The sequence below is a fragment of the Novipirellula herctigrandis genome, from assembly GCA_007859835.1.
GTDB classification, from domain to species: Bacteria; Planctomycetota; Planctomycetia; order Pirellulales; family Pirellulaceae; genus Novipirellula_A; species Novipirellula_A herctigrandis.
Genome location: SJPJ01000001.1, coordinates 615,005 through 640,016 on the forward strand (window position 1 = coordinate 615,005; position 25,012 = coordinate 640,016).

At 52.9% G+C, this 25,012-nt stretch carries 21 protein-coding genes; 11 read left to right on the forward strand and 10 right to left on the reverse strand.

The genetic code is table 11. The features are described from left to right. Positions 1-36 precede the first annotated feature (36 nt). The 3 genes from CA13_RS02105 to CA13_RS02115 all read left to right on the forward strand — a co-directional run bounded on the left by CA13_RS02105 (position 37) and on the right by CA13_RS02115 (position 3,697). Positions 37-1,341: a putative sugar nucleotidyl transferase gene (locus CA13_RS02105; protein WP_146394349.1), complete on the forward strand. Its 1,305-nt coding sequence runs from the start codon at positions 37-39 to the stop codon at positions 1,339-1,341. A gap of 208 nt (positions 1,342-1,549) precedes the next feature. Continuing rightward, a complete protein-coding gene (argC, locus tag CA13_RS02110) occupies positions 1,550-2,557 on the forward strand; it encodes an N-acetyl-gamma-glutamyl-phosphate reductase (protein WP_146394351.1) in 1,008 nt (335 codons plus the stop codon). Positions 2,558-2,632: 75 nt separating this feature from the next. Beyond that, on the forward strand, positions 2,633-3,697 hold the full coding sequence (locus CA13_RS02115) for an ROK family protein (protein ID WP_419193837.1): 1,065 nt from the start codon (positions 2,633-2,635) through the stop codon (positions 3,695-3,697). Between the two features lie 158 nt (positions 3,698-3,855). Here the strand turns inward: CA13_RS02115 and CA13_RS02120 are convergent, their stop codons facing one another. The 5 genes from CA13_RS02120 to CA13_RS02140 form a co-directional block, all read right to left on the reverse strand. Beyond that, positions 3,856-4,113 (reverse strand): DUF202 domain-containing protein, encoded by a 258-nt coding sequence (locus CA13_RS02120; RefSeq protein ID WP_146394355.1) that lies wholly within the window; start codon positions 4,111-4,113, stop codon positions 3,856-3,858. A 6-nt stretch (positions 4,114-4,119) separates the two neighbouring features. After that, complete coding sequence (locus CA13_RS02125) at positions 4,120-6,108, reverse strand: vWA domain-containing protein (RefSeq protein ID WP_146394358.1); 1,989 nt, start codon at positions 6,106-6,108, stop codon at positions 4,120-4,122. Beyond that, positions 6,105-6,995, reverse strand: coding sequence for a DUF58 domain-containing protein (locus CA13_RS02130; RefSeq protein ID WP_146394359.1), 891 nt, complete (start codon positions 6,993-6,995; stop codon positions 6,105-6,107). The genes CA13_RS02125 and CA13_RS02130 overlap by 4 nt, the downstream gene beginning before the upstream one ends. A 251-nt stretch (positions 6,996-7,246) precedes the next feature. Further along, positions 7,247-8,392 (reverse strand): ROK family protein, encoded by a 1,146-nt coding sequence (locus tag CA13_RS02135; protein WP_146394362.1) that lies wholly within the window; start codon positions 8,390-8,392, stop codon positions 7,247-7,249. A 70-nt stretch (positions 8,393-8,462) separates the two neighbouring features. After that, positions 8,463-9,251, reverse strand: coding sequence for a sugar phosphate isomerase/epimerase family protein (locus tag CA13_RS02140; RefSeq protein WP_146394364.1), 789 nt, complete (start codon positions 9,249-9,251; stop codon positions 8,463-8,465). A gap of 114 nt (positions 9,252-9,365) precedes the next feature. On the opposite strand from CA13_RS02140, the gene CA13_RS02145 reads away from it, so the two are divergent. Then, entirely contained in the window at positions 9,366-12,293 is a 2,928-nt protein-coding gene (locus CA13_RS02145; protein ID WP_419193838.1) for a hypothetical protein, read from the forward strand. A gap of 137 nt (positions 12,294-12,430) precedes the next feature. Here CA13_RS02145 and CA13_RS02150 read toward each other — a convergent pair whose 3' ends face one another. The 3 genes from CA13_RS02150 to CA13_RS02160 form a co-directional block, all read right to left on the reverse strand. Beyond that, the gene (locus CA13_RS02150; protein WP_146394368.1) at positions 12,431-13,432 is read right to left on the reverse strand and encodes an L-threonylcarbamoyladenylate synthase; all 1,002 of its coding nucleotides are present in this window, start codon (positions 13,430-13,432) and stop codon (positions 12,431-12,433) included. Between the two features lie 275 nt (positions 13,433-13,707). Further along, positions 13,708-14,208 (reverse strand): chemotaxis protein CheX, encoded by a 501-nt coding sequence (locus tag CA13_RS02155; RefSeq protein ID WP_146394370.1) that lies wholly within the window; start codon positions 14,206-14,208, stop codon positions 13,708-13,710. Positions 14,209-14,319: 111 nt separating this feature from the next. After that, complete coding sequence (locus tag CA13_RS02160) at positions 14,320-14,694, reverse strand: response regulator (protein ID WP_146394372.1); 375 nt, start codon at positions 14,692-14,694, stop codon at positions 14,320-14,322. Positions 14,695-14,895: 201 nt separating this feature from the next. On the opposite strand from CA13_RS02160, the gene CA13_RS02165 reads away from it, so the two are divergent. The 5 genes from CA13_RS02165 to CA13_RS02185 all read left to right on the forward strand — a co-directional run bounded on the left by CA13_RS02165 (position 14,896) and on the right by CA13_RS02185 (position 21,036). Beyond that, positions 14,896-17,775, forward strand: coding sequence for a hybrid sensor histidine kinase/response regulator (locus tag CA13_RS02165; protein WP_146394374.1), 2,880 nt, complete (start codon positions 14,896-14,898; stop codon positions 17,773-17,775). Further along, on the forward strand, positions 17,775-18,263 hold the full coding sequence (locus CA13_RS02170) for a chemotaxis protein CheW (RefSeq protein WP_419193839.1): 489 nt from the start codon (positions 17,775-17,777) through the stop codon (positions 18,261-18,263). The genes CA13_RS02165 and CA13_RS02170 overlap by 1 nt, the downstream gene beginning before the upstream one ends. Before the next feature lie 243 nt (positions 18,264-18,506). Beyond that, on the forward strand, positions 18,507-19,628 hold the full coding sequence (locus tag CA13_RS02175; protein ID WP_146394378.1) for a protein-glutamate methylesterase/protein-glutamine glutaminase: 1,122 nt from the start codon (positions 18,507-18,509) through the stop codon (positions 19,626-19,628). Continuing rightward, positions 19,625-20,539 carry a CheR family methyltransferase gene (locus CA13_RS02180; protein WP_146394380.1) on the forward strand — a complete coding sequence of 305 codons (915 nt, stop codon included), beginning with the start codon at positions 19,625-19,627 and terminating at the stop codon, positions 20,537-20,539. Before CA13_RS02175 ends, CA13_RS02180 begins: the two co-directional genes overlap by 4 nt. A gap of 302 nt (positions 20,540-20,841) precedes the next feature. Further along, on the forward strand, positions 20,842-21,036 hold the full coding sequence (locus CA13_RS02185) for a hypothetical protein (protein ID WP_146394382.1): 195 nt from the start codon (positions 20,842-20,844) through the stop codon (positions 21,034-21,036). 162 nt (positions 21,037-21,198) lie between these two features. Here CA13_RS02185 and CA13_RS02190 read toward each other — a convergent pair whose 3' ends face one another. Next, positions 21,199-22,305: a pyridoxal phosphate-dependent aminotransferase gene (locus tag CA13_RS02190; RefSeq protein ID WP_146394384.1), complete on the reverse strand. Its 1,107-nt coding sequence runs from the start codon at positions 22,303-22,305 to the stop codon at positions 21,199-21,201. A 106-nt stretch (positions 22,306-22,411) separates the two neighbouring features. Between CA13_RS02190 and CA13_RS02195 the strand changes: the two genes are divergently transcribed. After that, positions 22,412-23,014, forward strand: a complete 603-nt coding sequence (locus tag CA13_RS02195) for a DUF4416 family protein (protein ID WP_146394386.1) — start codon at positions 22,412-22,414, stop codon at positions 23,012-23,014. A 293-nt stretch (positions 23,015-23,307) separates the two neighbouring features. Further along, the gene (locus CA13_RS02200) at positions 23,308-23,682 is read left to right on the forward strand and encodes a hypothetical protein (protein WP_146394388.1); all 375 of its coding nucleotides are present in this window, start codon (positions 23,308-23,310) and stop codon (positions 23,680-23,682) included. Positions 23,683-23,702: 20 nt separating this feature from the next. Here the strand turns inward: CA13_RS02200 and CA13_RS02205 are convergent, their stop codons facing one another. Continuing rightward, positions 23,703-24,632: an ABC transporter ATP-binding protein gene (locus CA13_RS02205; protein WP_146394389.1), complete on the reverse strand. Its 930-nt coding sequence runs from the start codon at positions 24,630-24,632 to the stop codon at positions 23,703-23,705. Positions 24,633-25,012 lie beyond the last annotated feature (380 nt).

Genomic DNA, 25,012 nt, shown 5'->3' on the forward strand with positions numbered 1-25,012 from the left:
TCTTCCCATTCGATTCCATTTCACCGACTTATCAAAATGCAAATCATTTGCTTTGAAGATTCCCGGGTTCAACAACTTGCACCCATCACCCAATCGCGTCCCGCTTACTCGGTGACATGCGCCAGTCTCCGTTTAGTCGATCGGTTGAAGCAGCTTGCCAAGGCTTCCAGCGGCCCACTTAGTGGCTGTGCGATCTACGGATCGGTGCGACGGTTCTTGAATGAGATTCAACGGCTCGACTTTGACCTCGCCCCGGTCCCATCCTCAATCGACGAGCAGTGGCTGGCGGACGACGATGGTGTGTTGCTGGTCAATGCACGATTGGTCCCGCGAGTGGCGTTGGACAAGGTGTTAACGAAAATTGCTGGCGAGACCCGTTCGCTCTGCATGGTGGATGACCAGGACGGCAGTGTCTTGTTGGCTCGTTGGTCGGCAGCCGACTTGGCAGCGAAACGAGCCGAATTGGAGCCCGATGCCCAAGCGACGCTTACCGACCATTTGCTCGCCCAATCCGATTCGTTGCCTCGGTCTCCCACGTCGCCACCGGCATTCCATTGGCCACACGAAGTCGTGTCATGGCACATGAACGAAATGCAGGAATCGATTGAATGGCGAATCGCTCATGGCAATTACCGACAACTCCGCGACGGTGTCTTTGTTGACGAAGGGGTCCAATTGGGCGAATACCTTTCGATTAACGTCGACCACGGCCCGATTTTGTTGGAAAAGAATGTCAAGGTTGGCCCATTCTGTTACCTCGAAGGCCCACTGCACGCTGGCGCAGGAACCAAAGTGATTGAGCATTCGGCACTCAAGGACGGTGTTTCGTTAGGCCACACCGTCAAGATCGGCGGCGAAGTCGAAGCGTCGGTGATCGAACCTTTCACGAACAAACAGCATCATGGGTTCTTGGGGCACAGTTATCTAGGCAGTTGGATCAACCTAGGCGCGGGGACTTGTAACAGCGATCTCAAGAACACCTACGGCAAAATCAACATGGAGTATGGCGATACCAAATTACCGACCGGGATGCAGTTCTTTGGATGTGTCATTGGCGACTATTCCAAGTCAGCGATCAACACCAGTATCTTTACAGGCAAGACGATCGGAGTATGCAGTATGCTTTATGGCTTTGTAACGTCCAATGTCCCCAGCTTTGTGAATTACGCTCGCCTATTCGGCCAAACGGCGTTGCTACCCGCCGAGGTGATGGTTAAAACACAAGCGAAGATGTTCGCCCGGCGAAAAGTGCAACAACGCGACTGCGACAAGCAATTGATCCAAGACATGTACGAACAATCGGCCACCGAACGAGAAGCTGCCGAAGAGTATATGCTTTAGCCGCCAATGGTGATGCAGTAAGCCACCAGCCTTGGCTCTCGTTAGCCTTGGTTCTTCGCGAGTGACAATCCATCGATCTTCCGTGTTGGCTCAAAAATTTGTGGCAAATATCACGTCCAAAGTAGGTTGCTTCGCGTAAAAAGCGATCTCTGCCCCCCACACCCGATTGATCGCCTGGCGATCCACCCCAATCTCAAGAGAACAACGAATGCCCATTCGAGTCGGAATCATTGGTGCGACCGGCTACACGGCGCTGGAAGTCGCTCGCTTGCTGCTTGCCCACCCCGAAGCAAAAGTGGTGGCAGCAACCAGTCGCGCCGAGGTCGGAAAATCGATTAGCGAAATCCACCCTTCGCTGGCAGGCCGATGGGATGTTACGATCGAATCACTCGACGCAGCTAAGATCGCTGAGAAATGTGATGTCGTGATGTCCTGCCTACCTCACGGCGCCTCGGCCGAAACCTGTAAGCAATTGGTCGAACAGGGAACCCGCGTCATCGACTTTAGCGCCGACTTTCGGCTCTCGAGTCGCGATCTTTACGAACAGTGGTACGGCGTCGTTCACCCGTGGCCTGAGCGGATCGGAAACACCGTGTATGGGCTCCCCGAATTCTTTGCCGACGAAATTGCCAATGCCGACTTGGTTGCCAATCCCGGCTGTTACCCAACCTCTGCGATTCTGCCTTTAGCTCCGTTGGTCGCGGCCGGTTTGATTGAAACCGACGACGTCATCGTGGACAGCAAGAGTGGCGTCAGTGGCGCAGGCCGGTCGGCAAAAGTGGGGACGCTGTATTGCGAAGTCAACGAATCGATCGCCGCTTATGGTGTCGGCTGCCATCGACACCAGCCCGAGATGATTGACTTGGTCGATCGGATCGGCGGCACCTCTTTGTCGCTACTTTTCACTCCCCACCTGACTCCGATGGACCGAGGAATCTTGTCGACAATTTACGTTAAACCAAAGAAATCGACTGCCGCTGAAGTGATGGCGTGTTGGGAACAGCAATACGCTGAATGTCCATTTGTCACACCCGTAGCTCATTTGCCCGCGACAAAGCATGTCTCGGGGACCAACCACGTACAAATGACGGCCCGCGACGGGGGTAACCGGTTGATCTTGGTATCTGCCATCGACAACCTGGCCAAGGGTGCAAGTGGAGCCGCGATCCAAAATATGAACGTCATGTTCGGTTTGCCGCAAACGGCCGGATTATAGGCATATCGCTAGAATTCACTTGGAATGATATGCTCCCTGTTTCCACTTACTGTTGTTTGTCCAGGAGATTCATCGGTGTCGTTTTTTGTTGGTATTGATGTTGGAGGCACCACCTCTACGGTGGCGGTTGGGAATGATCGTCGTGAAGTTGTCCGCATTTCCGACCAATTTGCTACCCGTGCTGCCGAAGGCCCGGTGGCGACGGTCGAAGATATCGCGGTGAACCTCGAGCGGGAATTAGCCGGTCTCGGTGCCACGCTCGGTGATGTCTCCTCTACCGTCATTGCGACACCCGGTCCGGCGACACTGGACGGCATTTTGCGTCCTAGCCCCAACTTGCGTCACCCCGATTGGGTCAATTGCGGCATCCGCGAAATGCTGCAACAGCGATTATCCAAAGCACCTTATAGCGTCCCCGTTTTCTACCTTGGGGATGGGCAAGCGGCCGCCTTGGGCGAATTCATGGTCCGCAGCAAGAAGCTGGTTTGGGCAGACGCCCCGGCGTTGGACCCAAACGATCACCAACCCGACCAACTTGATTCCTTGTTTTTCGTCGCCGTCGGCACCGGCCTCGGTGGGGGCGAAGTCCGTGACGGCAAAGTCGTCCGCGGTCGCGAAGGACGCGCCGGTCACGCCGGACACGTCTTTTTGCCCTATGATGCGTTCCGTCACCAACACGACCGAGAACTTAAAGTCGGAAACGCGTTTAGCACGGCAGAATCAGCCATTTCGCTAACGGCTCTGACGCATCAGCTTGGTTATCGTTTGACGCTGCCCGAATGGAAAGATCATCCACTTAATTTCCAAGACGGCACCGACAAAGATAAAGCACGGAAACTTCGCGAATACGCCGCCGCAGGCGACGAGTTGTCCGTCCAATTGTTTGACGATCAAGCGGCGGCGCTCGGCATCGCGATGTTAACGGTCAATTACATCGGTGACCTAGATTTGTTAGTCATCGGCGGTGGCGTTTGCGATTTGTCACCAGCGATGCGAGAGCGTTATGCACGGATCGCGGAAGAGTCGTACAAAAAACACGCACTCGACGGTTTCCGCAACTTGGCTGGATTTTCCTTCTCACAATGCGGCGACCAAGCCTCGGTGATCGGCGCTTTAGCCGAGGCCTACGAAACGGTCTAGCACATTCGCTGAGTGATTTGCTGCAACCATTAGGCGAGGGGAACGCTGGCGGAACATGAAGCCCCATTTTGCTGGCCATCATGTTTCAGCTGGCCATCGGGTTTCAGCTGGCCATCAGGTTTCAGCTGGCCATCGGGTACGTCCTCCGTATCAATGCTCTAGTCCCGATGCAATCGGGCACTCAGCGTGATAAATCGATAGGATCCGACTACGCCGACGATGAGTCCCACGAGGACAAAAAACCAACCGAGAATCCGCAATGATTGGCTGTCGGCAAAGAACTTGATTAGCGTGACGCCTGTTCCCGAAACCATCAGGGCTGTGCGACCGTATGCCAACAATGTTCGTTCATTCGCCAAATCCGTACGGACAAGGTTCAAATCGATTGGGGATTCAGTAGATTCAGATACGTCCATCAATGCCTATCCCACTCGCTTTGCATACACCCACCACTCGGTCGCTAACAACGCTAACATTCCCATTAGCAGCCATCGCCAATATTCCTTCCGTTTCTCTACCCCACCGGTAGACGCTTCGATTGACTCATAACCTAACTCCACCGCCTGGGCCGCCGCTAGTTTGCTTTCTCTCGCGTCAAACAAATTGATCGAAAACAAATCAACCACGCGATCACCTGCCTTCACTTGATAGTTCCCCAATCGGTCCGTTTTCAAAATTTCAGTGACACCCGATGCCCCCACTGGAACTTCCATCGAATCGATCTCAGTCGCTCCGCCGCCATTCCACTGCACACCAACTTTCGGCAATGCACTCTCTAAACGCAAGCGTACTGTATCCCCAGGTTTGAACGAAGGCGCGCCACTCGCTTCGGCTGCTCCTGCCAAATACCTCAACACATTTAACACGAACACCGGCCACGATCGCTCGGCGTACCAATTCGTATTTGTGTCAGTACCACCATCCTCCGATTCACTCAACAACTCAAACCCTAGCAGCAAATCCTGGTAGCCTTCGCGCGGTGCCAAAACCATCATCGAGCCAACATCTGCACCTAACAACTCCACCGCCCCCGGCGGCCCTTCGATCGCTCGACCTTGGAAAATCAGCAACGAGAACAATTCCAGATATCGCATTAATGGGTGTGTTCGGTCCAAGTCGATCAACACGACGCCTGTCGGACCGGTCGTCCATTTCCACCCGTCCCCCGGTGGTAGCGAGCCGATGAAAAACGTATTGGTAATCGGCATTTCGCTCGGCACACAACGATCGTAGATGATCAAATCATCCGTCCCCGCCGCCGCTCGTTTCGAGTATGGCTCGGTTTGCAAATAGGACGGCGAAACAAATTGCGACTGGCATATCTTTGCCGCTTTGGGAGTTTTCAAGGCCAATTCGAGCGGTGTGTTCCCAGGCGACACGACCAAAACGGAAACCGTCCTCAACGGTGTCAGTCCCGCGTAGGCGACATTGTCCGTCGGCAAATCGTCTTTGATGTCGAGGGTCAAAGTTAACGATACCGCATCGTCACTCTCAAACACGAACGACAATCCGACCTGCTCTCCAGCTGGCAAATCGACACTCGAGGCATCTAAAAGCTCGTTCGCAAGTGTCAACGTTGCGGAAGACGAAGCATCGGTTTCTCCCAAATTGACTACCGTCGCAAACGCTTGGATCTCCGATGGTTTCTCAACATTCCTTTCCGCAGAAAACGCCGTGATCGCCAAATTAGTCGGCTGCGTCGTTCCAATCGCTACATAATCAGGGACGAGGTTCCCCAAATCAAATTCCGTGACATTCTGGAAGCCACCGTCACTGTACAGCAATAAATCGGCGGGTTTTGCATCGGCCACTTGCACATCGTTGACGTCCCCTGCTTGACTGGTTCGACGTGGGTTCGCCAATCCATCGGCTGCTTTCAGAGCCCCCAAAACATCGGTTGGCCGGTTCGTCACCACCGCTCGTGAGAGTGCGTCACGTAAGCGACGCCGATCGGTCGTAAACGACTGCAAAACCTCCGCCCGATCACTAAATGAAACCAACATCGCCGTTTCGTCATCGGTCATTGTTTCCACTCGGTCGCCGATTAGACTTTTTGCCTTCGCGAATCGATTCGCGAATCCGTCGACATCTTCGGCTTGCATGCTCGCCGACGCGTCGAGCAGAAACACCAAGCGTCCCTGACTCGCCATTTCGCCTCGCACCCCGGGCCTTAGCAGCGCAAGAGCAGCTAAACCCACTACCAATAACTGCAGCAACAAAAGCAAACTTCGGCGAAGTCGTTGCAGTAGACTATTGACATGCAAATCCTCGATCGTGCGCATCCACAAATAGGTACTTGGCACCTCCACCGGTTCGCGGCGGAGCTTCAAGAAGTACAACAGAATGATTCCGATGGGAACCAGCCCCATTAATCCCCATTGCCAAGGTGTTAGCGTCGAGATCCAACTCATCGCACCACGCCTCGCTCACGCAAATACTGTGTCACAATCGTTTCCACGGGAGTATCGGTCCGCACCGGAATATAGACGATTGAACGCTGCGAACAAAATTGTTTCGCATCGCGAATAAACGAATGAACGGTCTCTTTGTACTTTTGCAATACATAAGCATTGATCGTGATCTCCGATTCGTCACGGTCTTCGACGTCGATTAGTTTTCGATCGCCACGTAATGGCGGATCCAGTTCCTCCGGCGAAAGTATATGCATCACAAACACGTCCATCCGCCGGCCAATCAACATCCTTAGAGCCGATTCGTAACCTTGCTTGTCCATCAAGTCCGTTAACAAAACGGCAATGCCTGTTCCTGTCGTGCGGATCGAAAAATCTTTGACGCCGTCATGCAGCGAAACGTTGTGCCCACTTTCGACCGAGTCGAGGTAGCCAAGCATTTTCCAAAGGCTCGCTCGTCCGCGCAGCACCGGCGCACGGCCTCCTTCGGGTCCGAGCACCGAAACGCTGACTCGGTCCGCTCGACATAAACCGACATACCCGAGCGCGGCGGCAAGCTGTTTGGCGACACGGAGCTTCGAAGGGTCGCTAAAATTCATTGATTCGCTCGCGTCGACCAACGCAAAGAAATGGAGATCCTCTTCTTCAAGAAACAACTTCAAGAACAACTGATCCAACCGGGCGTATAGATTCCAATCAATCAAACGCAAGTCATCACCAGCGACGTAGTGGCGAAAGTCAGCGAATTCGACACTTTCTCCTTTCCGCCGACTACGGCGTTCTCCCTTCATCCGACCGCGAAACACCTTTCGGGAAACCAACTCCAATCGTTCAAGACGCCCAAGAAGTTCGGGACTTAGTAGAGGTTGGTCAGTGGTTGTTGGCATGAACACAGAAAAAGTTAGAGTTTCAGTAACGCCAGAGTCATCTTCGGGTCCGCAAAATTGCAAATGCACCTGCCACTAACGGAGAACCTATGCGATTAGACGATAAAGCGGTTCTCTCTCGTCAAACAGGGCACTCTCGTTCAGCAGAGCTCGAAGATCCGGATTTTGCTCCGCAAACAAACGCATTTTGGGACGCCACTTTCGAGGCCCCAAAGCAACGCCATTACGCGACTTCAGTATAGCCGAGAGAGTCACTCGCGTGTGACAACCGAATCTCGCACAACGCTCTCTCGCGAATCCCGATCCCCTGGTGCCGCAGGGCCTGTTGCCTGGTCACGCAAGTCTCGGTCTCGGATTCCTTGCTGGCGCAATTCCTGATCGCGGATTCCTTGGTGCCGAGCCACCATCGCAGCCCCGATCATGCCCGCTTGATTACCAAGCGTTGCGAACTCAATCTTGATGTTCTCGCCGACCTGCACAAGCGTTGTTTGCTGCACCGTTTGACGAACCGTCTCCAAGAACTCGCGTCCCACACGCCGTTCGTTGCCTCCAAAGGTCATCGCTCCGCCTAGCAATACGACTGCCGGATCAACGGTCTGCCCAATCAATCCAATCGCGCGACCGACATAGGATGCCGTATCGGCAATCACTCTTTTACAAATTGCGTCACCCGCTTCTGCACCCGCAGCGATTTCGCGAGGCGAGGTAATTTCCGTCACTGAAATCGAACCTCCCGATGAGTCAGCACCGTCTTTCAATGCCGACTTCATCCGGTTCATCACGCCTCCGCTGCCAGCATACGTTTCCAAATGCCCGCGGCTCCCACATGTGCACGGTAGCGCTTCGTCACTAAAGTCGATCGTGATGTGCCCAAGCTCACCCGCACAGCCGTGGTCGCCACCAAACGGATCGCCAGCGATAACCATGCCACAGCCAACCCCCGTGCCAAGGGTAACCAAGGCCAAGGAATGATTCCCCAAACCACGTAGCGAATGCTCAGCGTAGGCCGCCGAATTTGCATCGTTGATCACAACCGATGGCAACTCGAACACTCGTTCCAATTCTTCCTTCAACGGCACGCCAAGCCAACCCTGCAAATTAACCACTTCGCGGATCACGGATACTTGTGTATCGAGCACTCCCGGTACGGCCAAACCCACTCCACAAAGCCGTACTCCGGCCAGATTTTTCGCTCGCATTTGCTGATCTGCGAATTGGTGAGCAAACTCAAAGACTGCTGTCGGATTTCCTAATCCGGATGTTGGCGTTCGATCTTCGGCAAGAATCGCCCCATTACCATCGACCAAACCCAATTTCACGTCCGTCCCACCGACATCAATCCCCAAATGGATCGAGGAAGTGCCGTGAGCCGAGTCAATATCTTGAGGTTGCGTCATGCTTTGAGAGAGGTTGAGCGATGTTGGGAGTCGTTAAAGACTGAGTATAATACGTTTTAAACCAATGCACTTAGAGATTACGCAAATACTCTACGCCTTGGCTTAGTTCATCCCAAACCGTATCCGGCGACATTTCCCGTCGACCAACGGTAAAGTAGCCTCGATATTGGAAATTCTCGAGCAGTGACAAGAGTTCTGGAAAATCTGCGGTTCCTTGCCCTAGCGGGACAGCGACCCCCCGCCCCGCAGCCAAGTCGATCACTCCATCGACGGCACAAACCGCGTGAATTCGGTCCCCCAACGCCACGATCGCCTCGCGTGGACTATGGCGATTGATAATCAATTGCCCTGGGTTCAACGCTGCGGCAATGTAAGCATCATCACTTGATGTAATCAATTTAGCGAGCGTTTCGCCCGATTCGGTCCCGGTTTCCGCAGCTAAAAAGGCGCCCACGCGAGCCCCGAAGCGACCTAGATCCTCCAATACACTGGCCAAGGATGAATACCGCGGATCTTCGCAATCTTCGGGAATGTTACCAACTTGGTTAATGACAACACGTGCCCCTAACCGGTATGCCAACTTCATTGCCGCCTTGGTCGCCTCGACTCGCCGGTCCAAATCTTGGGGATTGTCATACCCGCGTCGGGTTGGAAATCGGACCGTTACAACCCTCAAATTCAGATCATCCAGCATTTTCCGCAATTGTCGCAAGCCAGTGTCCGATAATTCCGAAGGGCGGATGCCGTTACGCGCGTCAATTTCCACTCCAGTTGCCCCCGTCGCCGCCGCCAACTGCAACGCCTTGGGCAATTTTACCGGCAAACAGTCGATTCGCACCGCTACTTTGATTTCAGCCACAGAAGTCTACTCGTTTCTAAACACAATATGATTTCTCGTCACGGCGGTAGTTTACGCGACCGTCCACAAAACGAAAACACACTTACCAAACGACGTTACTCGGTCAGGGTCCTCATGACACGTTGTTGTTTTATTGCTGCGATTGTTTTGTTGGCAATTAACACGACAAACGCAGTCGCAGAAACCTCGTCCGAAAAATCTTCGGCCGAACAAACTCCTGCGCACGCTCAGATTACCGACACTTCCGACAACCGGATTCCACAGCCATCTAATACAGCCCTAACGGCTTACGTATGGGATTTCAGTCGATCGATCGATAATAACTATGACGATTGGCCTGATAATTGGCAGCGCAAGGTCGGTAGCCGATACCCACAATACGTCAAAATTGGCATTTCACCGCACGACGAATCCGTCGAACAAAAAGGCCGCCACTTTGATTCCGAGGTCATCCGGTACTGGCCCAATCTGCGGCAACACTTCGATAGCCTCCCGCCGCTTCCCCCATCCTTCGCCGACCTTGTCTCCGATCGATATTTGGAAGTCGAACTCGACGGCGGCTTGGCGATGGTGCAAAGCGACAAAGTCAAAACCAGCCGCGTCTACCAATACCGTTTGTCCGCTCGCGTGATGACGCGAAACCTAGTACACGATTCGGCGAGAGTCGAATTTGTATTTATCGACGAAGACGGACAACAAGTCGAAGTCCATTCCACCGAACCGGTCAGCGGCGCGACAAATTGGAAAGAACTGGTAATCAACAACGTCCGCGCTCCCAACCACGCCACACACATGTTCGTTCGCTTAATCGTTGAAGGAGCGGAAGACGGCCTCGAAGACATTCGCGGCACAGTCGGCTTCGATGACATTCGCATTGAGCCGTTCCCCCAATTGCAATTGATCACCGACGAACCGCTTGGGGTCTACGAATATGGCCATGGCGTGGTTGCAACCGCAATTGTTTTGGGACTTCCGACGGGCGCATCAAAAGTTCACTTTCAACTTTTCGATGTCAACGGAAAAAAACTCGCGTCTGAACGCGCCGACATTGCGACGTCAATCCGCGAGCGGACCATCACGATTGATTCGATTCAAATGCAATCGGCAACGGACAAAGAATCGAAACAACTTCTCGACATGCGATTCAATTGGACTTTGCCACGGATGAGGCCTGGGTTTTATCGTGTCACGGCATTTTTGGAGGGCAAACATATCTCATCGTTGTCCACCGAAACGAATGTGGCGGTCATCGAACCACTGGTCGACACGCGAGTCCCGGGTTGTTTCGGCTGGACGTTGCCGCAAGGCGATAAAGTCCCACACGGGCTCGGCGCCTCAGGCGTTATCACGGCCACCGAAAATGACTCGGCCGCCCCGTCAAATGATTACATCGCTTCACGCGACCTCGTCAATTGGCTGCTACAAATCGGTGTTGATTGGGTTAAATTCCCTTGCTGGGTTGCCCCCGATGACGACCACGCGGCAAGCCGAATTGTTGACATCTGTACCCGATTGCAGGACAGCGAAATCCAAACCGTAGGGATGCTTGACGTACCGCGTGAAGACCAAATTCCACTCTACGATCTAAGAAGTCGCCGAGACACCGTTGCGTCCGAATTCTTTCGGGATATTCGCGTTTGGCATCCGCTGCTCGAACCCGTCATGACGCGTCTTACCTTGAAAGTCCGAAAATGGCAACTCGGTGCCGATGACGACTACAGCTTCCTCGGACGCAGTCGTTTGCGAGAATCGATTTCGTCAATATCCACCGGACTTCAAGGCTATGGCCAACCCCTCGAAATCGCTATTTGTTGGCCCTGGACCGAACCGGTACTCCCCAAGTCGGAAACGTCATGGCAAGCGGTTTGCCGGTCGGGTACGCCGGAATTAACGTCAAAGGAAATTGATTCCTACTTGGAATTGAGTCGAGACACGAATTACGCAGGCGGCCCCGAAACATGGATTGTCTTGAACCCCGCCGCCAAGTCTCACTACGAACGCGATTCGCGAATCCTCGACATGGTTCTGCGAATGGCAACCGTTCGCAAACATCGGGTTCAAGCCGCGTTCGTCAGCAACCCGCACGACCCTGAAAACGGCTTACTCACCTCCGATAGCCGCCCCACGATGATGCTGCTGCCGTGGCGAACCACAGCGCAGTTGATTGGCAGCCTTCGCCAAGTTGGATCGTTGCGACTTCGGTCCAAAGCCAACAATATCGTCTTCGCGGGACAAGATCGCGCCGTGCTGATGGTTTGGTCCGAAACACCATGCGAGGAAAAGATCTACCTTGGCGACGACGTCGAAGCAATCAACGTTTGGGGCCGAACCGAAGATTTGGAAGTCGAAACGATTGAAAACCGCCACGTTCAAAGTATCAAGATCGGCCGACTCCCGATCTTCCTCGTGAATGTCGACCCCGAAAATTTGGCATTCCGAATGTCCGTGGAAGTCGAACAAACGCAAATCGACAGCATGCTCGGCCAAGCCCAACCGCTTGACGTGAGTTTTGCTAACCCGACTCGCGATGGCTTGGCCGGAAGCCTCGAAATTCGTGCCCCCGAGGCGTGGTCCTTCGACGAGCCAAGCATCGAATGGGAATTACTCGGTGGCCACGACACAAAAACCCAATTCGAAGTTGTGCTAGGCAACAGTGCCAAAGTGGGCGACTACGAACTGGCATTGAATTTCGAGCAACAAACCGTGCCGCCAAAGCGATTTACTGTTTACCGAGAAATCACCGTTGGCCCGGTCGGATTGGAACTCCGAGCAGCGACGCGGATCTTGGAAGGTGGCCAATTACAAGTCGAAGTAGAAATGCTAAACCATTCGCGGTTGCCACAATCGTACGACTGTATCCTCTTTCCACACTCGGGCCGAAAGTACCAACGACGGTTTATTCAAATCGAACCAGGTGAAGTTTCACGCCGCGACTTCTACCTCCCCGACGCCGCAGACTTACTTGGCACAACGCTACTACTTCGTGCCAGCGAACAGGACGGCCACCGTATCCTCAACTACGAAATCCCCGTCCAACGATAAAGCTCGGTTGCCCGTCCGTGTTGACAGCCGTTGCCAGGGGCGCGACCTCAGTGCAATTGACCAATTCCGCTGAGAAGATGCAGCAACGGATAACCGTCATACTCATTTCACGTCGGCGATTCGAACGACTTGCATTCTTAGGATGAATCTCTTGCTGCCGCACGGCCGAGACGATCCATGATCGCTCGACCAACTCCGACGCTTTGGCAGGTATCCACATGAATCGCTTGAACCGCGGCTTGATCCATTCGCCTAAGGGCAGCGAACAAATTTCGGGCGACTTCCGCTAAGTCAGTCGTTTCACTTAACACTTCGACAACCTCGTACCTCGCAGCCTCTTCGGCAGCAATTGGCCCGAACGCAATTCGCCCCGTGTGAGGCGGCACCCTCTCAGCCGGCGGAGCGAACAAGAGTAGCAATGGTTTCGATGGTGAATAATGTTCTCGCATCATCCCAGGTGCTTCAATACGATCGGCCTGCCCCCGTTTCCGAGTCAATTGTGAAAGCGAAATGTCGAAACGACGGGACAACGCTTCTGCCGAAATTCCACCTGGCCTAAGTAGTCGCGGGCCTTCGGGTTCGAGCGCAATGATCGTCGATTCGACACCAAACGGACACGCTCCGCCATCAAGAATCAAGGAAACCGATTCACCTAAACCACTTTGACAATGCTCCGCCGCTGTGGGACTGATGTAGTTCGACCGATTCGCGCTCGGGGCCGCGATCGGAAACGGACACCGCTTCAGAAGTTCTAACGCGACCGGATGCGAGGGAATTCTAACAGCGACTGTGTCTAACCCAGCCGTGACACAATCGGGAATCCGAGAATGGCGTGGTAAGACGACCGTCATCGGACCGGGCCAAAGATCAGAAATCGCGTTAAGTTGCGTTTGAATTGGCTTCGCAAGAGGCATTGCACATGCCTCACCCATTCGATCAATCGAAGCAACGTGAACGATTAATGGGTTGTTAGCCGGCCGTCCCTTGGCGGCAAAGATCTTCATTACCGCATCGGCATCCCAAGCATTTGCCGCTAACCCGTAAACCGTCTCAGTGGGAATTGCAACCAATTCGCCCACCGAAAGAAGCTCGCAAGCCCAATCCAAATTTTCGCTAGTTGGCAATGCAATGCGGGGCATACACGAGTCGTTTCATCGAGTGGCAAAAATGGAAGCGACCAATTTAGCAGACCGTTCTCGACTAAAAAACCTGTGCATCCACAGCCAATTCAAATCAAGTGTCACCCCTTGCGGAACAATCCCAATCCGAAAAAACAACCGGACCAGCGACTCACTGGCATCTCGACCCGCTCACGAAAATTCCGCGACTAAAAAGAAACAACGCACTCGTCCCAAACGGTGCGTTGAGAATCCGAAGCGATTATCCACGATCGCGACGCGAAGCTTGTTTGGGACTAACCCTGCTTACTAAGCGCCACAACGATTGCCAAACGATGCTCGTCGTATTGGTAATCTAATCGCGCGGGCTTGATGTGTGATGGGAATTCCAAACACTCCACGCCAGCGCGAACCACGCTCGGGAGCGACATCGTCAAGTTATAGCTGGCTAGACGTCGCTTGGTTCCGCCAACCACCATATTGCCTAGCTCACCGACAGCGTCGACAACCGTTTGATCCATCGTGTCCGTTTCATGATCAATCAATTGCCGCGCCCACCGGAATGCCGAATCTTTGTCGAGACAAATATTGACCGAACCGTTCAGATCGCCCGAGATTGCAACAACTACCGACACATCGTCGTCAGCATTTCCTTTGTTTGATTCACTCAGCGGATTTTGCGAATCACAGGTTCCAAATGGAGTCAGTGATTCACCGACCATCATCTCGAACACTTCACCAAGAGATCCGTTGGCAGCTTCCATTACCGCAGTTTCCGTATCGATGCATAGTGCCATCAATTCCAACCTTTAAAATAAGCAAATAACTCTATTGCACTTGATGCTACCGAGAGCCCCAATAACTCTTCAAAATGTGAGATCAAATGTTGGATTGAACAATCCGACCTACTAAACCGCCTCAGGGTTAGGAAGGACACGTGTCAGTTTCATCTGCAACATGTCTTGGTCAAATGGCTTAACCAAGTAGTCGTTTACTCCGGCTTGAATCGCCTTCACAACCTGTGTCTTCTCGGTTTCCGTCGTAATCATCATGATCGGCACCTTATGACCGGCACTTCGAATGGCTTGCACCAATTCAAGGCCATTCATGTTCGGCATATTCCAATCGGTTAGCACAAGATCAAAACCGTTGCCATCGCCAAAGGCCTTGAGCGCCTCAACTCCATCACCTGCTTCAACAACTTCGTCGATCCACAGGCTACTTAGACTCCGTGCAATGATCTTTCGCATTACCCCTGAATCATCAACCAACAGTACCTTCATTGGTAGAATCCTAATACTCTCTTTGTGTGTAAACAGCCCGCGAACCGCTACGTGACTTACTCAACGATAGCACACAAATAATGCCAGTTAGCAAAGCAATGCAATGTTGGCAAAATTTGCCGATTTATCAGACACAACACAATTTCTTAGGTTACCTATTGAATGGTTCAAAGAGGCAAACGCTAAGGGGGGACAAACTAGATGGACGATACAGAACTACTAAACGAATTTGTTGAAGAAGCGAGAGAGCATCTCGGTGGCATCGAAATGCAATTGTTGCAGATCGAAGCAATGGGGGAATTGATTGACGATGACTTGGTGAATAACGTCTTTCGGGCGATACACTCGGTCAAAGGTGCAGCCGGCTTTCTTGGTCTTACACAGATCAACCAAGTCGCACATCGCCTTGAGAATGTTCTCGGCAAAGTCCGCGACCATCAACTCATCCCTGATCCTTTCAACGTCGATGTGATGCTCAAGGGGGCCGATTGCCTTCGCAACCTTATCGAATCAATCGATACAAGTAACGAAACCGACAACACCGCATTGTGCGAACAACTCGACGCCGTCCTAGCCGGATCATCGACTGACGAAACCGTAAATTCGGACAAGGCAGCACAAACCGAACAAATGGTCGACGCAGAAGAATCATGCGAAGCAGCTCCCACCGCAACAGCAACCAAAACTCGCAAAACACGTGCACGGAAAGCTGCCAACAGCAAATCCAGTGCAACAACCACGAAGACGACAACCACGAAGACCAAGACCGCGACTGCAAAACGCCGTCGCAAAGCGGCCCCCGCAAAGAAACAAGCCGCGCAAGCGGAAGCATCGCTTGAGTCGGTTGAATCCGCAGTGAACGATGCGGTAAACGTTGGCACCACCGCAAAGCCTGCGGCGACCGAAACATCAAAGTCGAAATCGCCCCCGTCTAAACCCGCAGCCAAAAAAGCTCCCGGAAACGGCAACGGCCCCGACTCTCCCAAAAAAACAACTAGCCCCCAAGCCGAAGCAACAATTCGAGTTGGAGTGCGTGTTCTCGATCGTCTCATGAACCTTGCAGGCGAGTTGGTCCTCAGTCGCAACCAATTGCTCCGCGCCCTTAACGAACAGTCTCGCAGTGGCACCAATCTCGATGCGATCGCCAACGGCCTTGACCAGGTGACGACGGAACTGCAAACGACGATCATGCAGACGCGGATGCAACCCATCGGGAACGTGTTCAACAAGTTTCCACGCGTGATTCGCGATCTCTCCGCATCTCTCAACAAGCAAATCAACTTGAAGATGGAAGGGAACGACGTTGAAGTCGACAAGACCATTGTCGAGGCAATTGCCGACCCCCTGACACATTTAGTCCGCAATTCATGCGATCACGGAATTGAGTTGCCTCAAGATCGAATCGACGCGCAAAAGCCGGCCGTGGGAACGGTCGAACTTCGCGCTTTCCATCAGGCTGGAAAAGTCGTGATTGAAATCGTCGATGATGGTGGAGGAATGGATCCAAGCCGACTTCGCGAAATCGCAGTTGCAAAAGGAATGCTCTCCGCCGAAGCGGCAGAGCAACTGACCGATCGAGACGCGATCAACCAAATTTTTGCTCCAGGATTTTCGACTGCAAAAGAAGTGTCGAACGTCTCCGGGCGTGGTGTCGGGATGGATGTGGTCCGTACCAATATCGAACAGATTGGTGGAGCCGTCGAAATCGAATCAGAATTGGGCTCAGGATCAACGATTCGCATCACACTTCCACTCACACTGGCAATTGTGCCCTCCATGATCGTCTCGGTCGACAACCGACGATATGCACTACCGCAAACCAACATCGTCGAATTGGTCCAAACCGATGGCCGCGAGAAGCGGATCGAACGAGTCAACCAAGCCGAGGTGCTCCGGCTCCGCGGGAACCTGATCCCCTTGGTTCGGGTTTCAGACACGCTGAAGCTCATCGATGAGACCGATCCAAGCGAAGAAGGTTCGTCAAAACAAGAATGCCAATTGGTGGTTGTCGAAGCAGGCCGTCGCCAATTTGCACTGGCAGTGGATCGAGTGCTCGACAGTGAAGAAATCGTCGTCAAGCCGCTTGGGCGGCACTTGTCGAATCTACCCCTGTTGGCCGGATCAACCATTCTCGGAGATGGCCGCGTCGCAATGATCTTAGATGCCGCGGGCATTTCGAGCCAAGTGAAACTGACTAGTGACAGCGAATCCAGTGAACAGACCGAAACATCCAGTGCTGGGGAAAAAACAACAACCGATGTTCAACGGTTGGTGTTGTTGTCGGTTGGCCCTGAAGACCACTTCGCCATTTCGATGGATATCGTTAGCCGAATTGAACGAGTCGCTCACGAGGCGATCGAACGGGTCGGCAAGCATCGAGTCCTGCAATACCGAGGCGGCACACTTCCGCTGGTTAGCGTCGATGAAGTCGTCCCCGTCAACAGCGTGGACGAGACCAAGTTCGTTCACGTGATCGTGTTCAAAGTATACGGCCACGAAGTAGGACTAATTGCACCGAACCTTTACGATATCCGCAAATGTGATTTGCTGTTTGGCGACGACACTTGCCGTGCCGACGGTGTAGCAGGAATTGCGGTCATCGATGAGCGTCCGACGCGACTACTTGACCTTTACGGATTAACTCAGATCGCGCGTCCAGAGTGGTTTTCCTCTCACGCCGAAGATCAACAAGCCAAACGAGAAAACACCTCGATTTTGGTTTGCGAAGACAGTCCGTTCTTCCGCAACTTCCTATCCAGGATGCTGCAAGAGGAAGGCTACCAAGTATCAAGTTTCGAACATGGCGAAGCGGGCTGGGCTTCCCTAAGTGAACACCCAGGCAAGTATGACTTGCTGCTGACCGATGTGGAAATGCCAGAGCTTGACGGCGTCGAATTGACGCGCCGCGTTCGCGCCGACGGTCGATTCGAAACACTTCCGATTATCGCACTGACAAGCCTCGCCGACGAAGAGTCGGTCCAACGTGGCCGAGAAGCTGGCGTCGATGACTATCAAGTCAAAATGAACAAGCCTGATCTACTCGCCAGTATCACCAAACACACTTCCGGAGTCCAAAAATAGTGAATAACACAAGCAATGAAGCTGCGACGACGGCTCAAGACGTCCGCCAACTCGTCACGTTTTCAGTAGGTGACACGGCATTTGGAATTGATATTGCATTTGTCCAAGAGATCAATCCTCACTTGGATGTAACCAAGGTACCTGGTGCCTCACCGATGATTCACGGCGTCGTGAATCTGCGAGGTGACGTTGTCACCGTCCTCGACCCACATCGAATACTACGCATTGCCGCCGACACCGCCCCCAAGGATCGACGCAACTTAGTGCTCAATATTGGTGGAGAACGCATCGGCGTGTTGGTTGACAAAGTGTCAGACATACTGACCGTGAACCAAGATGAATTATCGCAAAAACCCGCGAATGTTCGATCCGTTGATCGTCGTTTGATTGATGCCGTGGTTTTGCGAAACGAACAGCTTGTTGTCATCTTGAATGCCACAAAATTGCTCGAAGTCGTTGAACAATCGAGCGAGACGGAAGCCGCCTAGAAACCTCGTTGATTGGTGTTGGCACGTGCAATCTTGCAAACCGGAATCTTAAGCAAGAGATGACGCCAAAGACGTGACTCTTGCTGATGCCTATGCATCAAGACTGATCGCCGGCAATTTAGTCAACAATGAACATGCCCAACCGATCCCCAACCGTGACCGGAAGCGACCACAGAGGGACGTTTTTCGCCCTAGCCCAGACCCAGCCTCCACACCCTGTAGCAATTGCGGGAATTGACAATCATGGCAATTCGTACCATCGTCGTTGACGATTCGATCGTATTTCGAAAAGCCGTTCGAGACTCTTTGGCAAAGATCAAAGATGTTGAAGTCATTAGCATCGCAAAAGATGGCTTGTCAGCTGTCCAGAAGATCAAACGGTACAAACCTGATCTAGTGACGTTGGATGTGGAAATGCCTGGTCTTGACGGTTTGCAGGTACTTCTTGCGCTCCGCGATGCGGGAATCCAAACGACCGTGATCATGGTCAGTTCGCATACCGAAAGAGGTGCAAGTGTCACGACACAGGCGTTAAATAACGGCGCGTTCGATTTTGTTCTTAAACCGAGCCACGACGACCCGCGTGCTAATGCAAAGGAATTGCACTCGCAATTGCAACAGCGTATCGCGGTTCTGCACCAACGACCGTCATCCTCCGTGGCCGCTTCACCAAGCCTGACCGCACGAAAAATTTCGACGCTTAAACCGACGACGGAGGTTGACACACGCCCCAAGTCTCGATGCCGACGCCCAAGTGATCGGCTCGAAGCGATCGTCATCGGCATTTCGACCGGTGGCCCAAAGGCGCTCCGGACTCTGATCCCTGAACTGCCAGCCAATCTCTCCGTTCCCGTGATGATCGTTCAACATATGCCGCCCATTTTTACTCGTACGATGGCCGAAGACCTTGACCGTATTTCCCATGTTAATGTGGTTGAGGGCGTGAACGGCAGCCCAATCGAACCAGGCACGGTGTACATCGCCCCCGGCGGCAAACAAATGCGAGTCAGCAAGACCGGACCCAAATGCCAAATCGAAGTGAATGATGCCCCGGCGGTCAACAATTGCAAACCAAGCGTCGATTATCTATTCGAGTCAGCAGCCATCCACTATGGGCGGAGTGTTCTAGGCATCGTGATGACCGGAATGGGCAGCGACGGAACAGCGGGCTCCGAACTAATCGCCAAACAGGGCGGATGTGTTTGGGCACAGAACGAGGCAACATGTACCGTCTACGGAATGCCTCGACGAGTGATTGAATCGGACCTAGCTGACGACATTCTTTCGCTCGACCAAATCCAAAATGGCATCATTCGGCTTGGCACGAACACGGCATCTTCCGCGCAGTGTGGAGCCTTAGCATGATCACGGCTGACGTCTATTTCTCTGAACTTTGCGACAACTTGCGAGCGTGGTGCGGAGTCACATTATCGCCTTCGAAAACGTATCTGGTACAGAACCGACTGCGTGGCCTGATGAGCGAACTTGACACAACCGAACTTGGCGAGCTTTTGCGACTCTCCAAAGCCTCAGGTGGCGGATACATTCGCGACCGAATCGTCGATGCCTTGACCACTCACGAAACACTCTTCTTTCGTGATCGGCAACCATTCGAGGCTCTAACAAAACACATCATCCCTGAAATCCAAACACAAGCCAAAGGAGGACGGAAACGTTTGAGACTTTGGTCAGCAGCGTGCAGCACTGGGCAAGAACCGTATAGCATTGCCATGTCGCTAATCGAGTCCGTTGCGAACCTTAGCACCTGGGATATTTCCATTGTCGCGACGGACGTTTCGCCTAACTCCGTCGAAAAGGCTAGAACAGGAATTTTCCAAGATCATGAACTTCGACGCGGCATCAGTGACAGCCAACAACGTCGCTTTTTTAAGCGTGTTGGCGATGGATGGCAAATCAATGATGAGGTGAAACGCTTGGTCCGATTCGAAATCGGCAACCTCCTGTCAGGACGGCAACCCGACGGATTGTTCGACATCATCTTCTGTCGCAATGTCGTCATCTATTTTTCTGGTGATGACCCACTTCGCACGTTTGAAATGCTCTCCAATCGGCTCTCCGAAAACGGACGGTTGTTCGTTGGATGCAGCGAAGTGCTTACCGGAATGGGACATATTTTGGATCGCGATCGAATTGGCTCCGCAACCTGTTATAAGCGATTGCCGATCGCCTCGACTGCCCAAACCTCGACTGCCCAAACCTCGCGTGCCCAAACCTCGCGTGCCCAAACCTCGCGTGCCCAAACCTCGACGCTCTGACCCGCCACTCTTCCCGACTGGCTATCTTTCCGACTGGCTAAGTCGGTCGAGCCGAGCGTTTCGCTGGCAACACAGATCACGAACGCGCTGCAACGGCACAGCCAAACCTGAACAAACCGCCACCTCAGCAGGATAAAAACAGAGACAAAAGCATCGCTTTTGTGCGGCATGATTTTGGAGGCTACGCGTACTATCCATAAGCAGCTTTTGGTTTCCCGATTTGTTCAAATTGGGAACCAAAAGCCAAATTTTTTCTCTTCGTCTTTTCTTCTCATTCGTCATTCTCCCGCAAAGGGGACACCATGCCCGCTCTCATTGACATTGCCAAACCACGCGGCCTTGTTCAGGAATCCACGGTTGAGAAACCGAACGTGCCCCCCACCCCAGTCGCCCCCACGCGGACGCTCAACGGTCTGATTGCCATTATTCGCCGCGATGCATTTAGAAAGTCCGGCCAGTACGCACTTCGTAGCAACGTTGGCCACGATGGAGAATAGCCACGGGAAATAACCGTGGACTACCTCATAATCCCGGTCCCAATCGACATAATCCCGGTCCCAATCGACCGGGTAACGATTTGGCGCAGTGAACAGGTTGCCCCAATGGAAGACAACGAACTTGCGCTGCTGGTTGGCGTCCTACCGTCACACGCCCTACCGTCACACGCCGGCCAGCGAGCGTAAGATATCGACGCCCTGCTTTAGCTGTTCGTCACTTGCCGCGAAACTGATTCGAAAGTGACTATCTCGGGCACTGAAGATGTTGCCCGGAATGATCAGCAAACCGCGACTGATCGCTTGTTCAACAAAGGCCTCGCCGCTATCTGTCGGTGCTTTGGGGAACATATAGAACGCGCCCCCTGGCTTAGCGATCTCATAGCAATCGGCAAGGGCAGAGTAAACGAAATCGCGTTTCCTGCGATAAGCCTCGATATGGCCATCAAGGCTCACTTCCATCGCGCGCAGCGCTCCCCACTGTGCCGGCTGCGGTGAACAAACGAACGAGTACTGTTGAATCTTTAACATCGTTCGAATGATCTCGCTAGGTCCATGAACATAGCCAACTCGCCAACCGGTCATTGCGTGACTTTTGCTAAACCCATCGATCACGATCGTTTGGTCATTGTACGAAGCGGGAGAGGCAAAGGTGCCGTCATAGAAAAACCGGCTGTAGATCTCGTCCGAAAGCACTGCGATGTTCTTTTCGGCTGCCAATTGTGCGACCGCTTTCAATTCGCTCGCCGTCGCAGTCACCCCCGTCGGGTTGGCGGGTGAATTGACCAGAATCATTTTTGTTCGTGGCGTGATCGCAGCCTTGATCTTCTCGACATCGAGCCGAAAATCAGGATACGAGTCGACCGGTACCGCGACCCCACCACACATTTTCAAAAGTGCGGGATACATCACAAAGAACGGGTCCATATAGATGACCTCGTCACCCGGATTGATCATCGACAACATCGCCAACATCAACCCACCGCTAGTCCCGCTGCTGACAAAAACATCTCGGTCCTCATGCGGATACTTCGCTTGCACTTCTTCGCGAAGTGCCTCACGCAGGGGCCCAATTCCTTGCGTCGGCGAATAGCTGTTTTTTCCGTTTCGGATTGCCTCAATCGCAGCCTCTTTAACCTCGTCGGGAACGTCAAAATCAGGCTGACCGATCGACAAATTGATCGGATCCTTTAACTTCGCCGCAAGATCAAAAACTTTGCGGATTCCACTACTGTCAAAGGTCGTGGTACGGTCGGCAATCCAAGGGTGCATGGTTGAGTTTTGGCTAGTGAGAATGAATAGGGCCGAATAGCAACAAATCGGCATGCCCGTTAAAGTGTAGCACGATTAGGTTGCTTAGCATCAGGAGAGGCAAACAATGGCAAAGATTGAATTGGTTGAACCCGTCATCCGAATTTGTGCGGTCATTTCCCGACATCCACAGGCTCGTCAATGGGCGATCGAGACACTGAACCAACAGTGGGGCGAAATTCACGTTGCAACTGATTTAATGCCGTTCGAGGCAGGTGGATACTACCGAAAGCAAATGGGCGAGGGACTACAAAAGACGATTGTCGCTTTGGGACCTCCATGCGATCCTGCACCGCTAGCGGATTGGAAGACGACGACGAACCAATGGGAACAAGCATGTTCCAACGACCACGACTTTTGCGAACCACGTCCTTTGAACTTGGATTGCGGTTATGTGACTCAAGCGAAATTGGTTTTGGCGACAACGAAGGATCGCGACCATCGCATCTATTTACGCGATGGCATATTTGCGGAGGTCACTTTGACTTATGTCCATCGCCGGTGGGCCGACCATCGATGGACGTATCCCGATTACCGAACTGACGAAGTGAAAGCGTTCGCCACAAAGTGCCGCCAACACCTGCGCGAACATATCAAACAATCTCGGTTGTTTCGAAGCCGAGGCGAAAAAGGGCCAACCGAAAAAGGGCCAACCGCTCGAAATTCCTGAACACACATGTAGCTGGTTCGACCAAACAGTGGGTCCGCTGATTCGCAAACAAATGGCGATTGAAACAGGACCGATTTCAGTTAACATTATCTGCAACCGTGGGCCCTCGACATCCGACAAACGCATTTTGAGATGGGTTTCTACGGGTCATAGCGATTCTGTTTCGCCCTACACATTCGGTTCGAGTTGGCTCTCGGTTTTTTGGCAACCCTTGGGAAGAACTGCGACCTAAGCTTTCCTAGCCGCAAATTCGCTCACACAGCTCGCCCACGGCCCTATCCAAATAGATTTCCATGCATCCTTCGAGACCATTTCCGCGAAACCGATCGATGGTTTTTGCCGTTTTAGTCGTCGTCACCTTTGCGATCAGCACCGGTTGCGAAAAGATCTCGTTCGAGATTCCCACTCCGGATGAACCAACGTGCGGAGCGACACCATGTGTACAAGAGGCGGAACCGGAAATGGTCGAGATCCCCGTTGACTTGACACCTGTTCGGTTAGCTCCGGGAATCCAGGACAAACGTCAAAGCGGTCGAAGTGGCAGCCAAGTAATCCCTGGCATGGCAGCCCCAAATCCACCGAGTATGCACACGAATCCGTACATGGACGCACCCGCGAATCCGAAGGACTCCATGGAGCGTCCCAGCGAGACGCCGGCAAACTCGTAACAGAGTGTGCATTCAACAGGCTAGGTCACCAACCCTTTTGTAACCGTCATAAAGACGTCTTCGAGGGTTGGATCGCGGTCATTGAAGGATCGCATTCGAACCCCTTCGCGAATCAACTGTTCCATCAAACTTGCGACCACTTCGTCGTCGCCATCCAATTCCGCAATCACGCGACCTTCTGGTTCCTGTTCGACCGATCGCAGCGCAGGACAACTTCTCAAAATCGACAATCCCGCATCTTGATTGGCGAAAAATTCGATTTCGATAATTCGATTGCGTCGAATTTGGCGATAGACGCTGCTGATCGGACCACTCATTAACAATTGCCCTCGTTCGATAATCCCAATCGAGGTGCAACAGTCGGCAAGCTCCGTCAAAATATGGCTGCTAATGAGAATGGTTTTCCCCATCTTGCGAAGTTCTTTTAGGAGTGCCTTTACTTCGATCCGAGCGCGCGGATCCAAACCACTGGCGGGTTCATCGAGAATCAACACCGGCGGATCGTGAACGAGAGTCTTTGCCAAACACAGCCGTTGTTTCATTCCTCGCGACAACCCGTTCACAAAGTCGTCGCGTTTGTGCCCCAAGTCCAATAGTTCGAGAACATTGGCGATGATATTTTTGCGTTCCGTTTTTCCAATTCGGTAGGCGACTGCAAAGAAGTCTAAGAACTCCCAAACTCGCATGCCGTCATACACACCAAAGTTGTCGGGCATGTAGCCGATTGCTTGCCGAACTCCGACCGGATCACCCATCACATCACATCCGGCGACCTCGCCACGACCACGTGAAGCGCGAAGCAGGGTCGCTAGAAACCGAATCGTCGTACTCTTGCCCGCCCCATTGGGGCCGATGAATCCAAACGTCTCGCCTGCTTCGATCTGCAAATCGATGCTGTCGACCGCGGTAAAGTCGCCATAATCTTTGCCGAAACCTTCGAGAGTAATCATGCGTGGGAAGACCTTTATAGACAATCAGGATGTGTTTTCCGTCGTTGCTCGTATTGTAGGTTAACAGCAGGGGATGCGTACGGACAGTCGACCGGCCAAACTGTCGACCGGCCAAACTGTCGACCGGCCAAACAGTCGACCGGCCAAACTGTCGACCGGCCAAACTGTCGACCGGCCAAACTGTCGACCGGCCAAACTGTCGACCGGCCAAACTGTCGACCAACTCGTGCTGTTGTTCAGAACTTTTCCTCTTGCAACACCAAATCGGCAATGGACACGGGATCGGAACAGTCGAACGAGTCGAATAGCTCGTGCCGGGGGCTTGCTCCGCGCACTCACAAGGTCGGACACCAACCGTCCCTCGTTCGGGGCTATAATCA

Coding starts and splice junctions, on each gene's coding strand:
- CA13_RS02105 (WP_146394349.1), top strand. CDS start 37: ATGCAAATCATTTGCTTTGAAGATTCCCGGGTTCAACAACTTGCACCC.
- argC (WP_146394351.1), top strand. CDS start 1,550: ATGCCCATTCGAGTCGGAATCATTGGTGCGACCGGCTACACGGCGCTG.
- CA13_RS02120 (WP_146394355.1), bottom strand. CDS start 4,113: ATGGACGTATCTGAATCTACTGAATCCCCAATCGATTTGAACCTTGTC.
- CA13_RS02125 (WP_146394358.1), bottom strand. CDS start 6,108: ATGAGTTGGATCTCGACGCTAACACCTTGGCAATGGGGATTAATGGGG.
- CA13_RS02130 (WP_146394359.1), bottom strand. CDS start 6,995: ATGCCAACAACCACTGACCAACCTCTACTAAGTCCCGAACTTCTTGGG.
- CA13_RS02135 (WP_146394362.1), bottom strand. CDS start 8,392: ATGACGCAACCTCAAGATATTGACTCGGCTCACGGCACTTCCTCGATC.
- CA13_RS02145 (WP_419193838.1), top strand. CDS start 9,366: ATGACACGTTGTTGTTTTATTGCTGCGATTGTTTTGTTGGCAATTAAC.
- CA13_RS02150 (WP_146394368.1), bottom strand. CDS start 13,432: ATGCCCCGCATTGCATTGCCAACTAGCGAAAATTTGGATTGGGCTTGC.
- CA13_RS02155 (WP_146394370.1), bottom strand. CDS start 14,208: ATGGCACTATGCATCGATACGGAAACTGCGGTAATGGAAGCTGCCAAC.
- CA13_RS02160 (WP_146394372.1), bottom strand. CDS start 14,694: ATGAAGGTACTGTTGGTTGATGATTCAGGGGTAATGCGAAAGATCATT.
- CA13_RS02165 (WP_146394374.1), top strand. CDS start 14,896: ATGGACGATACAGAACTACTAAACGAATTTGTTGAAGAAGCGAGAGAG.
- CA13_RS02175 (WP_146394378.1), top strand. CDS start 18,507: ATGGCAATTCGTACCATCGTCGTTGACGATTCGATCGTATTTCGAAAA.
- CA13_RS02180 (WP_146394380.1), top strand. CDS start 19,625: ATGATCACGGCTGACGTCTATTTCTCTGAACTTTGCGACAACTTGCGA.
- CA13_RS02185 (WP_146394382.1), top strand. CDS start 20,842: ATGCCCGCTCTCATTGACATTGCCAAACCACGCGGCCTTGTTCAGGAA.
- CA13_RS02190 (WP_146394384.1), bottom strand. CDS start 22,305: ATGCACCCTTGGATTGCCGACCGTACCACGACCTTTGACAGTAGTGGA.
- CA13_RS02195 (WP_146394386.1), top strand. CDS start 22,412: ATGGCAAAGATTGAATTGGTTGAACCCGTCATCCGAATTTGTGCGGTC.
- CA13_RS02200 (WP_146394388.1), top strand. CDS start 23,308: ATGCATCCTTCGAGACCATTTCCGCGAAACCGATCGATGGTTTTTGCC.
- CA13_RS02205 (WP_146394389.1), bottom strand. CDS start 24,632: ATGATTACTCTCGAAGGTTTCGGCAAAGATTATGGCGACTTTACCGCG.